This window comes from Streptomyces aureoversilis (assembly GCF_042657885.1).
Taxonomy (GTDB): Bacteria; Actinomycetota; Actinomycetes; order Streptomycetales; family Streptomycetaceae; genus Streptomyces; species Streptomyces aureoversilis.
Genome location: NZ_JBHSKJ010000007.1, coordinates 45,005 through 59,319, shown reverse-complemented (window position 1 = coordinate 59,319; position 14,315 = coordinate 45,005). Strand labels below are relative to the sequence as shown.

Annotated in this window: 13 protein-coding genes; 5 read left to right on the top strand and 8 right to left on the bottom strand. The window is 74.2% G+C overall.

Going from position 1 to position 14,315, the window contains the following annotated elements:
* Nucleotides 1–230: 230 nt before the first annotated feature.
* Nucleotides 231–713 (top strand): MarR family winged helix-turn-helix transcriptional regulator, encoded by a 483-nt coding sequence (locus ACFPP6_RS14125; protein ID WP_382041178.1) that lies wholly within the window; start codon nt 231–233, stop codon nt 711–713.
* 85 nt (nt 714–798) lie between these two features.
* On the opposite strand, the gene ACFPP6_RS14120 is transcribed toward ACFPP6_RS14125, so the two are convergent.
* Nucleotides 799–1,716, bottom strand: a complete 918-nt coding sequence (locus ACFPP6_RS14120) for a nitroreductase/quinone reductase family protein (RefSeq protein WP_382041175.1) — start codon at nt 1,714–1,716, stop codon at nt 799–801.
* Nucleotides 1,717–2,006: 290 nt separating this feature from the next.
* Nucleotides 2,007–2,879, bottom strand: coding sequence for a DMT family transporter (locus ACFPP6_RS14115; RefSeq protein ID WP_382041172.1), 873 nt, complete (start codon nt 2,877–2,879; stop codon nt 2,007–2,009).
* Nucleotides 2,880–3,133: 254 nt separating this feature from the next.
* Here ACFPP6_RS14115 and ACFPP6_RS14110 point away from each other — a divergent pair, with 254 nt between their 5' ends.
* Entirely contained in the window at nt 3,134–4,057 is a 924-nt protein-coding gene (locus tag ACFPP6_RS14110) for a 2OG-Fe(II) oxygenase family protein (protein ID WP_382041169.1), read from the top strand.
* Between the two features lie 23 nt (nt 4,058–4,080).
* Here ACFPP6_RS14110 and ACFPP6_RS14105 read toward each other — a convergent pair whose 3' ends face one another.
* The 5 genes from ACFPP6_RS14105 to ACFPP6_RS14085 all read right to left on the bottom strand — a co-directional run bounded on the left by ACFPP6_RS14105 (nt 4,081) and on the right by ACFPP6_RS14085 (nt 9,301).
* The gene (locus ACFPP6_RS14105; RefSeq protein ID WP_382041166.1) at nt 4,081–5,460 is read right to left on the bottom strand and encodes an FAD-dependent oxidoreductase; all 1,380 of its coding nucleotides are present in this window, start codon (nt 5,458–5,460) and stop codon (nt 4,081–4,083) included.
* 12 nt (nt 5,461–5,472) lie between these two features.
* Complete coding sequence (pcaG, locus tag ACFPP6_RS14100) at nt 5,473–6,042, bottom strand: protocatechuate 3,4-dioxygenase subunit alpha (protein ID WP_382041163.1); 570 nt, start codon at nt 6,040–6,042, stop codon at nt 5,473–5,475.
* Nucleotides 6,042–6,773, bottom strand: coding sequence for a protocatechuate 3,4-dioxygenase subunit beta (gene pcaH / locus ACFPP6_RS14095; RefSeq protein ID WP_382041160.1), 732 nt, complete (start codon nt 6,771–6,773; stop codon nt 6,042–6,044). Before pcaH ends, pcaG begins: the two co-directional genes overlap by 1 nt.
* A gap of 54 nt (nt 6,774–6,827) precedes the next feature.
* Entirely contained in the window at nt 6,828–8,036 is a 1,209-nt protein-coding gene (locus tag ACFPP6_RS14090; RefSeq protein WP_382041157.1) for a 4-hydroxybenzoate 3-monooxygenase, read from the bottom strand.
* Nucleotides 8,037–8,107: 71 nt separating this feature from the next.
* Nucleotides 8,108–9,301, bottom strand: coding sequence for a thiolase family protein (locus tag ACFPP6_RS14085; RefSeq protein ID WP_382041154.1), 1,194 nt, complete (start codon nt 9,299–9,301; stop codon nt 8,108–8,110).
* Between the two features lie 187 nt (nt 9,302–9,488).
* Here ACFPP6_RS14085 and hemG point away from each other — a divergent pair, with 187 nt between their 5' ends.
* On the top strand, nt 9,489–10,946 hold the full coding sequence (hemG, locus tag ACFPP6_RS14080; protein WP_382041151.1) for a protoporphyrinogen oxidase: 1,458 nt from the start codon (nt 9,489–9,491) through the stop codon (nt 10,944–10,946).
* A gap of 5 nt (nt 10,947–10,951) precedes the next feature.
* Nucleotides 10,952–11,665, top strand: coding sequence for a hydrogen peroxide-dependent heme synthase (hemQ, locus tag ACFPP6_RS14075; RefSeq protein ID WP_058042342.1), 714 nt, complete (start codon nt 10,952–10,954; stop codon nt 11,663–11,665).
* Nucleotides 11,666–11,711: 46 nt separating this feature from the next.
* Here the strand turns inward: hemQ and ACFPP6_RS14070 are convergent, their stop codons facing one another.
* The gene (locus tag ACFPP6_RS14070; protein WP_382041148.1) at nt 11,712–13,304 is read right to left on the bottom strand and encodes an alpha/beta hydrolase; all 1,593 of its coding nucleotides are present in this window, start codon (nt 13,302–13,304) and stop codon (nt 11,712–11,714) included.
* A gap of 279 nt (nt 13,305–13,583) precedes the next feature.
* Between ACFPP6_RS14070 and ACFPP6_RS14065 the strand changes: the two genes are divergently transcribed.
* Complete coding sequence (locus tag ACFPP6_RS14065) at nt 13,584–14,285, top strand: nuclease-related domain-containing protein (RefSeq protein WP_382041145.1); 702 nt, start codon at nt 13,584–13,586, stop codon at nt 14,283–14,285.
* Nucleotides 14,286–14,315: the final 30 nt, after the last annotated feature.

Sequence of the window (14,315 nt, the reverse complement as noted above, 5' to 3'; positions counted from 1 at the left end):
CCTCGATGGATCAACGGCAGGTTGTAGATGCTTGGCCGACCATTATTGGTCGGCCAAGCTTTGGGCTCGGGCGTCACTGTAGCGCATTACTTGGCCGGCCAACATAATGGAGGTGAGAGGATCTCCCACCGCCCCTTCAGACACGAAGACCACCGGACCGCCAGACCACCGGACCGCCGCCCCGCGGACCCGCCGCCCTCAGCCCCGCCCCCACCGAAGGAGGCCCGCACATGCCCGGCCCCACCCCGCCGATCTGTCCCGACCCAGCCGCCGGCCTCCCGCCGTGTTCCGAGGGCGGTGGCCAGGTCAGCCACGCCATCGCCCGCGTCGCCCGGGCCCACCGCATCACCGCCGGCAATCTGCTGCGCAAGCTCGGGCTCTACGCCGGGCAGGAGCTGCTGATGATGCGGCTGTGGGAGGCCGGCCCGCAGCGCCAGGCCGAGCTGATCAAGCTGATGGGGCTCGACCCCTCGACCGTGACCCGCATGGTCCAGCGGCTGGAGCAGGCCGGCCTGGTCACCCGGAACCCCTGCCCCGGCGACCGCCGCGCCGTCCTGGTGGAGACCACGGCCGCGGGCGAGGCCTTGCGCAAGGAGGTGGAGCAGGTGTGGCGGGAGCTGGAGGAACGCACCCTCGCCGGACTCCCCGAGGACGACCGCAAGGAGCTGACCCGGCTCCTGTCGCACCTGGAGGGCAACCTCACGGGCTGCTGAGGGCACGTCCCTCCCCGCGGCCCCTCCCCGCGCGCCCCTCCCGCGCATGCGCCTCTCCCCGCGCGCTACGGGACCGGCGGGAGCGCTACGGGACCGGCGGGAAGGGGACCCCGGCCAGGAGCGGCAGGAGCGTCTCCTCCTCGTGGTCGAGGTGTGCCGTCAGCTCCGCCGACATCCGCTCCAGCTCCGCGCGGAACCGCTCGGGGTCGGCGCCGGCGACGTCGGCCAGGAGACCGCTCAGCTCCTGCTGGATGCGGGCGACCGTGCGGTGCTCGGCGCGCAGCCGGGCGAAGGCGCCGGCGAGGTGGGGGTGGTGGGCCTCCATGGCCGGGAACATGTGCCGGTCCTCGCTGACGTGGTGAAATTCCAGCGACTGGCAGAACGCCAGGCAGTGCTGGCGGATCTGCAGCCCGAGGCCCGGCGCCGGCGGCTCGCCCGGCCCCTGGTGCGCCGCCCGCGCGGCGAAGTGGGCGTCGGTCTCCTCGCGCACGTGCCGCAGCTGCGCGCGGAGCCAGACGTGCACCTCCAGGAGCTTGTCGGCGAGGGTCGTCACCGGGGCGGGGGCAACGGCCCCCGTCCCGGCGTCGGCCGCGGCACGCTCCAGGACCACGACCGGCAGGATGCGGGTGGTCTTCTCCTGGTACGCGCCGTAGCCGGGCTCGGCGTTCACCACGTGCGCGAACAGCCGGTCGCGGCGCTCCCCTTCGGCGGGCACCGCGACCGCCTCGTACCGCTCGGTGCCGATCTCCACCCGGACGACGGGGTGGGCCAGCAGGTTGTGGTACCAGTCCGGGTGCCGGGGGGCGCCGAGGTCGGACCCGACGACCATGAGCAGGCCGCCGTGGCGCACGTAGCCGAGCGGCGTGGTGCGCTCCACGCCGGACCGGGCACCGGTCGTGGTCAGCAACAGCAGGTCGCCGCCCTCGAAGGGGCCGCCGACCTTTCCGCCGTTGGCCCGGAACTCGTCGATGACGGACTGGTTGAAGGAAGACGCGCTGGACATACGGGTGGGCTCTCCGAAAGGACATGCAGGACCGGCCGCGGCGCATGGCGCGACGCGGGGTTCCTGAAAGACGGGAATCCGCACGGGGCGGAGGGAAGCAGAGGAAAGAAGGGCGCACGGAGCGCCGGGGCGCGCGAACGGGCGCGCCTGCGTCAGGCTCAGCCTGCGAAGCGTGAATTCATGGGAAGGCCCCTGCACAACGGGTGGTCGCCCGGCTGCCGGCCGGCCCACATCTCTTTGGCCGGCGCCACGCGCCACGCGCTCATTACATTCGACCGGACCGGCTCGCGTCAACGCCGAAGATCACCGGATGTGCGGTCACTCCGGCGGCGGCAGGGCGCAGCGCGCCGCCGTCCCGTCTCCGCGAGGAGTATCGCGCAGACGATCAGTGCGGCGCCGCAGAGGTTGACGGCGGTGAAGGTGTCTCCGGAGAGCCAGTAGCCGGAGACGCCGGCGAAGACCGGTTCCATCGCCATGATCAGGGCGATGCGATGGGGGGACGAGGTCGCGAAGGCCTTGGTCTTGACGAAGAAGGCGAGGGCCGAGCCGGGGACCGCGGTCACGGCCAGGGCCAGCCAGACGCTTCGCCCGGAGGGGGCGGCGAGGGATCCGGTGGCGAGGGACCACAGGAGCCCCGCCAGGCCCACCACGGCCAGTTGGACGAGGGTGAGGGGCCCGGTGCGGGTACCGGGGCCGAGGTGCGCGAGGAGGACGTTCTGCACCGTGAAGGACAGGGCGCAGGCCAGCATCAGGACGTCGCCGCGGTTCACCGACAGCCCTTTGAGGGTGAGCAGTGACAGCCCGGCCAGCGCCAGGGCGGCGCCCGCGGCCTGGTGCGCGCGGGGTGGTGTGCGGAGGACGAGCGCCCCGAGCAGCGGGGTGAAGACCACGGCGAGGCCGGTGATGAAGGCGGCGTTCGACACGGTGGTGTCCTTGAGGCCGACGGTCTGCAGCGCGTACGCCGTGAAGAGCACACCGCCCGCGACGGTTCCGCCCAGTGCTTCACGCGCCGTGATCCGCCCCGGTGCACGGGCCTGGAAGAGGCCGACGACGGCCGCCGCACCCAGGAAGCGGTAGGCGAGGAACGCCGGGACGGGCAGGAGGGCCACGGCGTCCTGGACGACGACGTAGCTCCAGCCCCACAGTGCCGTGACCCCCAGCATGGCCAGCGCCCACCCGGTGGCGTGAGGTTCGCGCCGCGGCCTTTCCCGTAACCGCAATCGGATACCCCTCCAAGGATGGCGAGGAAGGTAACGGGTGCGGTAACGGGAGTCAACTCCCTTGCCCGGTCGGCTGAAATCCGCTCCTGAAATTTCCGTATGCAAGTGGGTGCCGAGCGTGGATGTACCGGCAGCGCCCGCCCGGGATACTGGGCAATCGGAGATCCCTGCGGAGATCCTGTGGAGGTGGACAAGGCGTGAGTTCGGCAGGCAGTTCGGGCCCGGCCATACCCACGGTGGACCTGTCATCGGAAAAGGCGGTCGCCGAGATCGGCGAAGTGTGCCGGCGGAGCGGGTTCTTCTCCGTGCGCGGTCACGGCATTCCGGCCGCCCTGGTCACGTCGGCTTTCGAGGAGACGGCGCGGTTCTACGCACGTCCGCTCCGGGAGAAGACCGAGTTCAACGCCGGTGTGCGCTCCCAGTTCCTGGGCTACCGGAGCGTGGGCCAGGAGAAGAGCACTTCGCACGCCGGTGGCGAGGCCTGCGAGCAGTACCGGATCGGGAGGACGACCGGTGCCCTCGCGTCGGGGCGGCCGGCCGATTTCTATCACGAGCCTTTCCGGCGGTGCAGCGCCCTCTTCGAGCGCATGGCCGTCCTGGGCGACACCCTCCTGTCGGCCTGCGCCGAGGGCCTCGCCCAGAGCAGCGATTTCTTCGATCCGTACCTGAAGCCGCCGATGCACCGGCTGGGCCTCAACTACTACAAGGTCGGATACGGTGCGGAGATCGCCAATACGGTCGACTACGCGATGTCACCGCACGTCGATCACGCCCTTTTCACCGTCGTCGCACAGGACGAACCCGGCTTGGAAGTGCGCGGCGCGGACGGCGACTGGACACCGGTTCCGGTGGTTCCCGACACCTTCTTCGTGTTCCTCGGCGACTATTTGCAGAGGTGGACGAACGGCACGTACAAGGCGGTGTTCCATCGTGTCGGCCCGGTGACCACCGACAGGATGTCCATCCAGTACAAGCACCGGCCCTCCTACAGCACGGTGGTCGCGCCGCTGGACCCGTTCGTCTCCGCAGCGAATCCGCCCCGGTACGAACCGTTCGACACGGGGAGCCAGTACGCGTCCCTGCTCGCGTCCCTCATCGGGGACCGGGAGGCCGCTCCCTGAACCCCGGCCGGCCGGCGGGCCGGTCAGCTCGCGGAGGCCACTTCCGCCGCCGCCCGCCGCGCCGCCACCAGCACCGGATCCCACACCGGTGAGAACGGCGGCGCGTATCCCAGGTCCAGGGACGTCATCTGATCGACCGTCATGCCCGCGGTGAGGGCGACCGCCGCCACGTCGACGCGTTTCGCCGCGCCTTCGCGCCCCACGATCTGGACGCCCAGCAGGCGGCCCGTGCCGTGTTCGGCGAGCATTTTGACCGTCATGGGGCGGGCGCCCGGGTAGTAGCCGGCGCGGCTCGTCGACTCGATGGTGGCAGTCACGTAGCGCAGGCCCTCCTCGCGCGCCTGGGACTCCAGCAGGCCGGTGCGGGCGATCTCCAGGTCGCAGACCTTGCTGACGGCCGTGCCGACCACGCCGGGGAACGTGGCGCGGCCGCCGGTGACGTTGGTGCCGATGACCTGGCCGTGCTTGTTGGCGTGGGTGCCAAGAGCGATGTGCCGGGTGCGGCCGGAGACGAGGTCGAGGACTTCGGCGCAGTCGCCGCCGGCCCAGACGTTCTCGTGCCCGCGCACCCGCATGGACCGGTCGGTCAGCAGCCCGCCGGAATCGCCCAGCGGCAGGTCCGCCTCGCGGGCCAGGGTGGTCTCGGGGCGCACGCCGAGCCCGAGGACGACCACGTCGGCGGGGAACTCGCCGGCGTCGGTGGCGACCGCCCGGGCCGTGCCGTCCGGGCCGGTCCGCACGGCGGTGACCTCGGTGTCCGTCACCACGTCGATGCCCATGGCGGTCATGGCGTCGCGCACGAGCCCGCCCATGTCGGGGTCGAGGGTGGCCATCGGCTGCGAGGAGCGCTCGACGACGGTCACCGCGTAGCCCCGCAGGACGAGCGCCTCCGCCATCTCCACGCCGATGTACCCCGCGCCGACCACGACCGCCCGGCGGCCCGCCGCGCCGCCGTTCAGCGCGTCGACGAGCGCCCGGCCGTCCTCCAGGGTCTGCACCCCGTGCACGCCCGGCGCGTCGATGCCCTCCAGGGGCGGGCGCACCGGGCGGGCGCCGGTGGCGAGGACGAGGTGGTCGAAGCCGTGCCAGCGCTCCTCGCCGGACTCCAGGTCGCGGGCGAGGACGCGCTGTTTCTCCAGGTCGAGCCCGGTCACCTCGGTGCGCATCCGGACGTCGATGCCGCGGTCGCGGTGCTCCTCCGGCGTGCGGGCGATCAGGGCGTCCGGGCCGTCGACGACGCCGCCGGCCCAGTACGGGATGCCGCACGCGGAGTAGGACGTGAACCGGCCGCGCTCGAACGCGGTGATCTCCAGCTCGCCGGGCCCGCGGCGCCTGCGCGCCCGGGACGCGGCGGACATGCCCGCCGCGTCGCCTCCGACGACCACGAGTCGCTGCACGGCCATGCGCCGCTCCTTTCAGCCTTCGTCGTTCCTGTGCAGCTGGTGATGCCGCCACTCCAGGAACACCGTCTCGTCTTCCCCCTGCAGCTTCACATCGAAGCGGTACGTGTCCGGCCGTCCGGGCTCCGGCCGCGCCAGCAGCGTCGCCCGCCGTTCCGGCGGCAGCGCGGACAGCAGCGGGTCCCCGGGCGGCTCGGTGACGTACACCCGGGTGAAGAGGTGGTGGTCGAGCCCGCGCGCGAGGACGCACAGGGCGAGGTACGGCACGCCGCCCGGCAGCAGGGTGTGCAGGGCGTAGCGCCCGTCCCGGCAGGTGGGGACGCGGGCGAAGCCCGTGAACGCCCTGCCGTCGCGGCGCAGGCTGCCCGGGGCCCCGGCGAGCGAGCCGTCCGGGGCCGCCTGCCAGAACTCCAGCAGGGCGTCGGGCACGGGCGTGCCCTCGCCGTCGTGGACGTGGCCGTGGAGGGTCACCGCCCCCGGGTGTCCCGGGGGTGCGAGGTCGCCGCCGCCGGGGAAGGGCAGCGCGGTGCCGTAGTAGGGGCCGACGGTCTGGGAGGGCGTCGGGGGCAGTGGCATCAGCGGCATCAGCGGCCCTCCTCGGTCCAGGTGGCGGACGGGCCGTCCAGGACGATGTCCCAGCGGTAGCCCAGCGACCGGCCGGGCTCGCCCACCTCCGGGTCGAAGGCGGAGACCAGCCGGGACCGCGCGGCCGCGTCCCTGACGGTGTGCCAGATGATGTCGGCCGGCAGGAGCGGGTCGCCGGGGAAGTACATCTGGGTCACCAGGCGCTGGGTGAACGCCGTGCCGAAGAGGGAGAAGTGCAGGTGCGAGGCGCGCCAGTGGTCCTCCGGGCCGCCCAGCGGGTAGGCGCCGGGCCGGACGGTGACGAAGCGGTAGCGGCCGTCGTCGTCGGTCAGGCAGCGGCCCGCGCCGGTGAAGTTGGGGTCGAGCGGGGCGGGGTGGCGGTCGAGCGGGTGGGCGTAGCGGCCCGCGGCGTTGGCCTGCCACACCTCCACGAGCTGGCCGCGCACCGGCCGCCCGCGGCGGTCGGTGACCCGCCCGCCGACGGCGATGCGCTCGCCGACCGGCTCGCCGCGGTGCTGCCGGGTGAGGTCGTGGTCGAGGGGGCCGACGTCGGCCGCTCCGAAGACGGGGCCGGTCAGCTCGACGGTGCCCGGCGGGGGCGGCAGCGGCGCGGGCACGCGGACGGCCGGCTCGTGGGGCACGCGGAGGGCGGCGGCGCGTGCGGCGGGGGAGAGGGTGTCGGCGGGGTCCGTACGGCGTATCCGTTCCTGTGCGGGTTCAGAGAGGGCCATGGGACCGATCTACCCCGCGCCGTCCGCGGTGATCCCGCCCGGCCCGCCTCCGGGTCAGATCAGCGGGGCGCCCGCATAGTTCTCGGCCAGTTCCGCAGCGGCCGCCGTGGGCCCGGTGAGCCGGCGCAGCCGGGTGAGCTGCATGGCGCGGTCGTAGGCGTCGGCGCCCGGCGGGGTGTGCAGCAGCGTCGTCATCTCGTGCGAGAAGGCCTGGGCCTGCCACACCCGGCGCAGACAGTTGTCCGAATACCGGTCGATGAGGGAGGTCGAGCCGCTGCGGTGCCAGTGGGTGAACGCCCGGGCCATCGTGACGACGTCCCCGAAGGCCAGGTTGAGGCCCTTGGCGGCGCTCGGCGGCACGATGTGCGCCGCGTCCCCGGCGAGCAGCAGCCGACCGTGACGCATGGGTTCGATGACCTGGCTGCGCAGGCCGCTCACGGACTTGGTGAGGACGGGGCCGCGCTGCAGCCGCCAGTCGCCGGCGGCCAGCCGGACGTCGAGCTCGTCCCAGATGCGGTCGTCCGGCCAGTCGCCGGGCGAGGTGCCGTTGGGCACCTGGATGTAGAGCCGGGAGAGGGCGGGGGTGCGCATGCTGTGCAGTGCGAAGCCCCGCTCGTGGCCGGCGAGCAGCAGCTCGTCGCTGGAGGGCGCGACGTCCGCGAGGATGCCGAGCCAGGAGTAGGGGTACGTGCGCGCGTGCATCCGGACCGCGCCCGGGGGCAGGGCGCGCCGGGAGGCCCCGTACGAGCCGTCGCAGCCGGCCACGTACTCGCACTCCAGCGTCCGCTCCGGGCCGCCCGCCCTTTCCGGACCGTCCCTCCCGCCCGGCTCCTCCGTGACGAAGCGGACCAGCGGCTGCTCCCCGTCGGTCTTCTCCACGGCCACCACCCGCGCGCCGAACAGCAGCGGCGGGCCCTCCGCCAGCTGAAGGGCGATCAGGTCCTTGACGACCTCGGTCTGCGGGTAGAGCGTCACGGTCCGGCCGCCGGTCAGGGAGGGCAGGTCCACCCGGTGCGCCTCGCCCTCGAAGCGCAGCTCGAAGCCGCGGTGGACCAGGCCTTCGCGGTCCAGCCGGCCGCCCGCGCCGCACTCCCGCAGGACGTCCGCCGCGCCCTGCTCCAGCATCCCGGCGCGCTGGCGCCGCTCCACGTACGCCCGGTCGCGGGCCTCCAGGACGACGCAGTCCACTCCGGCCCGGTGCAGCAGCCGGGCGAGCAGCAGGCCGGCGGGGCCGGCTCCGATGATGGCGACGGTGGTACGCATGGGCGGGCAGCCTCCCCGGAGAGCGAGCGCCGTACGGGCCCCGGCCGGCGCGCTCCTCCGGGCCGGCGGCCTCAGCGTTCGAGGACCAGCGCCTGCCCCTGCCCGACGCCGATGCACAGCGCGGCCAGCCCCGTGCCCGAGCCCGCCGCGGCGAGCTGATGGGCCACGGCCCCCGCGAGGCGCGCGCCGGAGCATCCGAGCGGGTGGCCGATGGCGATCGCGCCGCCGCGGGGGTTGACGATCCCGGGGTCGAGGTCCGGCCACTCCGCGAAGCATCCCAGGACCTGGGCCGCGTAGGCCTCGTTGAGCTCGAAATATGTCACGTCCGCCAGCGAGCGCCCGGCCTTGGCGAGGGCCCGCCGCACGGCCTCCACCGGCCCGAGCCCGTAGAGGTCCGGCTCCAGCGCGGTGACCGCCGAGGCCCGTACGCGCGCGAGCGGCTCGCGGCCCGTGCGCCGCAGGCCCTCCTCGTCGCACAGCAGCACCGCCGCCGCGCCGTCGTTGAGCGGCGAGGCGTTGCCTGCGGTGACCGTCCCGCCGTCCTTGCGGAAGGCCGGCTTCAGGCGGGCGAGTGCCTTCATGGAGGTGTTGTCGCGGATGGTCTCGTCGCGGGGCAGCTCGACGCCCGGCACCGGGACGACCTCGGCGGCGTACGCGCCCTCCGCCCACGCCCGCGCCGCCTTGCGGTGGCTGGCGAGCGCGTAGGCGTCCTGCTGCTCGCGGGTGATGCCGTACTTGTCGGCGATCAGCTCGGCGCCCTCGCCCAGCGACGTCGTCCACCGCTCGGGCATGGCCGGGTTGGTCATCCGCCAGCCCAGCGTGGTCGAGTACAGCTGCTGGTGGGCCGCGGGGAAGGCCCGCTCGGGCTTCGGCATGACGTAGGGCGCGCGCGTCATGGACTCGACGCCGCCCGCCACCACGACCGACGCGTCGCCGAGCGCGATGGCGCGGTACGCGTGGACGACGGCCTCCAGGCCCGAGGCGCACAGCCGGTTGACCGTCAGGCCCGGCACCGTCACCGGCAGGCCGGACAGCAGCACGGCCATCCGGGCCACGTTGCGGTTCTCCTCGCCGGCGCCGTTGGCGTTGCCGAAGACGACGTCGTCGACCAGGGCGGGGTCGAGGGCGGGGCTGCGGCCGACGACGGAGCGCACCACGTGCGCCGCGAGGTCGTCGGGCCGGACGGAGGCGAGGGCGCCGCCGTACTTGCCGACCGGAGTGCGCACGGCGTCGACGACGTACACGTCCCGGATCCGGTCGTTCATGGCTGCTCCTCCCGCGGCGCCCCACCACCGGGGTCCGCCCTGTGAACCGGTGTTCATGGTCGGCCGCAGCCGAGTCTTCGGGCTGCGGCCGTCCGCTGTCAATGGGTAACCGCCCGACCGTTCGGACGGGAGTCTCTTCCGCGGCCCGGCCGCCGGTCCGCGCAGGGGTGTTTGAGAGAGTGGTGCCATGAGCGCAGCGGACATTTCGGCGGACCGTTCACGGCGGCACGCGGCCGTCATCGGCGGGGGGATCTCGGGGCTCGCGGCGGCCCTGCGGCTGGCACGGGCGGGCGTCCGTGTCACGCTGCTGGAGAGCGAGGGCCGCGTCGGCGGCAAGCTGCACGCGGGCGAGATCGCGGGCATGCCCGTGGACCTCGGCGCCGAATCGGTGCTGGCCCGCCGCCCCGAAGCCGTGGAGCTCGCCCGCGCCGCCGGCCTCGGCGACCGGCTGCAGCCGCCCGCCGCCACCGCGATGCTGTGGACCCGCGGCGAGCTGCGCCCCCTGCCCACCGGGCACACCATGGGCGTCCCCGGCGACCTCGCCCCGCTGGCAGCCGCCGGCATCCTCTCCGCCGACGGGCTCGCCCGCGTCGCCCGGGACGCCGAGCTGCCGCACACAGACCCCGGCGAGGACGTCGCCATCGGCGCCTACATCGCCGGACGCATGGGCCGCGAGGTCGTCGACCGGCTCGTCGAGCCGCTCCTCGGCGGCGTCTACGCGGGCGACGCCTACCGCATCTCGATGCGGGCGGCCGTACCGCCGCTCTTCGAGGCCGCCCGCACCCATCGCTCGCTCGGCGAGGGCGTGCGGGAGCTGCAGGCGCGCGCCGCCGCCCGGCAGCAGACCGGGCCGGTCTTCATGGGCATCGAGGGCGGCATCGGCCGGCTGCCGCTCGCCGTCGCGGACGCGGTGCGCGCCGCGGGCGGCGAGATCCGCACCCACGCGCCGGTGGCCGGGATCGCGCGCACCGACGGCGGCGGCTGGCTGGTCGAGCTGGAGGACGAGACGCTGGCGGCGGACGCCGTCGTCGTCGCCACGCCCGCGCACGACGCGGCCCGCATCATCGCCCGCGCCTGCCGCGCCGCCGGGGCCGGCGCCGCCGTCGACGCCCTCGCGGACGTCGAGTACGCCTCCATGGCGCTGGTCACCATGGCCTTCCGCCGCTCCGACGTCGAGGGCCTGCTGAACGGCAGCGGCTTCCTCGTCCCGCCCGTCGACGGGCGGAAGATCAAGGCGTCCACGTTCTCCAGCAACAAGTGGCGCTGGAACGCCGACGCCGACCCGGACCTGTTCGTCCTGCGCACCTCGATCGGGCGGTACGGCGACGAGGGCGACCTGACGCGCCCGGACGCCGAGCTGGTGGACCTGTCGCTCAAGGACCTCGGTGCCGCCGTGGGCCTCGCGGCCGCCCCCGTCGAGACCCGGGTCACCCGCTGGGACGACGGCCTGCCGCAGTACCCCGTCGGCCACCTCGCGCGCGTGGCGCGCATCCGCGAGCACGTCGCCCGCCTGCCCGGCCTGGAGGTCTGCGGCGCCGTCTACGACGGCGTGGGCATCCCGGCCTGCATCTCGAGCGCCCACCGCGCGGCCGACGGGCTCATCGCGACCCTGGCCGAGGGCGCGGGGGACGACGAGGGAGAATAGGGACCATGACTGACGCGCAGAAGATCCCGAACGCCGGCAAGAAGGCCAAGGACCTCAACGAGGTCATCCGCTACACCCTCTGGTCGGTGTTCAAGCTCCGCGACGTCCTGCCGCAGGACCGCGCCGGCTGGGCCGACGAGGTCGAGGAGCTGTTCGCCCAGCTCGCCGAGAAGGACGTCACCGTGCGCGGCACGTACGACCTCTCGGGCCTGCGCGCCGACGCCGACGTCATGATCTGGTGGCACTCCGAGACCTCGGACGCCCTCCAGGACGCCTACAACCTCTTCCGCCGCACCCGCCTCGGCCGTGCGCTGGAGCCGGTGTGGTCGAACATGGCGCTGCACCGCCCCGCCGAGTTCAACAAGTCGCACATCCCGGCGTTCCTCGCCGACGAGACGCCGCGCGACTACGTCAGCGTCTACCCCTTCGTGCGCTCGTACGACTGGTACCTGCTGCCCGACGAGGACCGCCGCCGCATGCTCGCGGACCACGGCAAGATGGCCCGCGGCTACCCGGACGTGCGCGCCAACACGGTCGCTTCCTTCTCGCTGGGCGACTACGAGTGGATCCTCGCCTTCGAGGCGAACGACCTCTACCGCATCGTCGACCTGATGCGGCACCTCCGCGCGTCCGAGGCGCGGATGCACGTGCGCGAGGAGGTGCCGTTCTACACGGGGCGGCGCAAGGCCGTGGCCGAGCTGGTGGCCGGCCTGGCCTGACGGCCGGCGGGTCCGGGGCGCCGCCCCGGACCCCGGTCCTCCCGGGTCACCTCGCCTGCGGCTGCTTCAGGCCCTTGCCCGCCGTGGCCGCGGGTTCCCGGCGCGGAGCGCACTCCGCGCCCCGCGCCGGGACCGCGCCCGTCAGCAGGTACGTGTCCAGGTGGCGGTTGACGCAGCGGTTGGGGCCGCCCCCGATGCCGTGCGTGCCCGCGTCCCGCTCGGTCACCAGCGCCGAGCCGGGCAGCCTGCGGCGCAGTTCCAGCGCGCCCTTGTACGGGGTGGCCGCGTCCCGCTCCGACGCCAGCAGCAGCGTGGGCGGCAGGGCGCCGCGCGCCGCGCGGACGTCGATCGGCCGCTGCGAGTACGTCTTCCAGAACGCGCACGGCAGGTTCATCCAGGCGTTCTGCCAGGTCTCGAACGGGGCCCGCTCCGCCAGCCGCGTGTTGTCGCGGTCCCACACCCGCCAGGAGCGCGGCCAGCGCGCGTCGTTGCACTCGACGGCGGTGTAGACGGCGTTGGCGTTCTCGCTCGCGGCGGCGCCCGAGGCGTCCGGCTCGGCGAGGACGCGCAGCGGCTTGGCGTCCCCGCGCAGGTACGCCGCCAGGGCGTTCGCGGCGCGCGCCCAGTAGGTGTCGGTGTAGCCGACCTGCAGGAGCGCGGCCTGCAGCTCCCCGGGGCCGACCTTGCCGGCGGGGCGGTGCCCGAGCCGCTTGCTCGCGCGGTCGTAGGAGTTCAGCACCTGCCCCGCGGTGCGCCCGAGGTGGTAGACCTTGTCGTGCCGGGCGACCCAGCGCCGCCAGTCGCCCCAGCGCTTCTCGAAGGCCGCGGACTGGTCCAGGTTGCTGCGGTACCAGATCTTCCTGGGGTCGGGGTCGACCACGCTGTCGAAGACCATGCGGCGCACGTGCCCGGGGAAGAGCGTGGCGTAGAGCGCGCCGAAGTAGGTGCCGTAGGACGCGCCCATGTACGTCAGCCGCCGTTCGCCGAGCGCGGCGCGGAGCACGTCCAGGTCGCGGGCGTTGTTGAGGCTGGTGAAGTGCGGCAGGTCCGCGCCGGCCTTGCGGGCGCAGCCCTGGGCGTAGGCCTTGGCCTGGGCGATCTTCTTGCGCTTGTAGGCGGCCGAGGGGTGCTGCGGGGCGTCGGTGGGGGCCTTCGCGAAGCTCGCGGGGTTCACGCACGACAGCGGGGCGGAGCGGCCGACGCCGCGGGGCGCGTAGCCGACGAAGTCGTAGGCCTTCGCCAGCTTCTTCCACTGCGGGACGGCGGCGAGCAGCGGGAAGAACATGCCGGAGCCGCCCGGGCCGCCGGGGTTGTAGACGAGCGCGCCCTGCCGTTCGTGCGCCGGGCCGGTGGCGCGGCCGCGGCTGACGGTGAGGCGGATGTGCTTGCCGTGGGGATGGGCGTAGTCCAGCGGTACGGACACGGTGCCGCACTCGAAGGGGGCGGGCAGGCCCTCGGCCGCGGGGCACGCCCCGAAGCGGATGCCGGCCGCGGCGGCCTGCTGGGCGGCCTCGGCCACGCCGAGCGCTTCGGCGTGGCCGCCCGGCGTGTGCCCCGGGGCGAGGGCATCGGCCGGGGCGCTGACGAGTGTGGTGAGGACCAGGGACCCCAGGGCTCCGTACAACGCGACTGCTCTCACTGACCATCCCTTCCCGGCGTTAATGTGACAAAAGGGATAGTTGGTCCGTGGTTCGGCGAAGTAAAGCACCGGCGGCCGGTGTCGCCGGAATGCGGCCGAAGGGGGAGGGAGCGCGGGTGCGGGTGGGTGCGGGGCGCGTGCGCGGGTGAGGCGTGGGTGAGGCATGGACGAGGCCCCGCGATCGGGGGGATGTCGCGGGGCCTCTGTCCGACTCAACGGCCGGACGGCCGGGTTGGTTCCCCCGCTTCTGCGGCAGTATGAGCGGTGGGGGTGGTGTGCGTGCGGGAGCGGCCGGACGGCAAGAGGAGTGCGAACGGCAAGACTTACGATCCCGAGCGGCTGTTCCTGCCGCCCGACGACGACCTCGCCCCCAACCGCCCCGGCGAGACGCTCCGCGCCCGGCTCGACGGCTCCGCGGCGGCGCGGGCCTCCGGGCGGGCCCGCCTCGTGCTCGCCCGCCTGCTCGGCCGGCGGCCCGTGGAGGACGCCTGGCGCCGGGCGCTGGCCGCCGAGCAGTGCGTCGGCGCGGCGCTCGAAGGGCTCGCCGGAAGCGGCTGGGACGTGGTGCACTCCATCGTCCTGCCGGGGGACGCGATCATCTCGCACCTGCTGATCGGCCCCGGCGGGGTCTTCGGCATCTCCTCCAGGCCCGGGCGGCGGGCGCGCATCCGCGCCGGCGAGTCGCAGGTGTGCACGGACCGGGAGCGGCGGCCCGGCCCGTACGTCCGCGAGACGCGGCACGACGCCGCGCGCGCCTCCCTCGTCCTCTCCCGCGGCTGCGGCTTCCTCGTGCAGGTGCAGCCGGTGCTGGTGTTCGTCGGCGCGCGGAGCGTGGAGACCGCGCCGGAGCTCGACGACGTCCGGGTGCTGGGGGAGGAGGAGGTGCCGGGGCTCGGCGCGCTGGCCGGGGTGCTGCACCCGGACCGGGCGCGGCGCATCCACACGGTGGCGCGCAACCGGCGGGTGTGGCTGTGGGCGTGACGGGGCGTCGGCTCCGGCTCGCGATGTGCG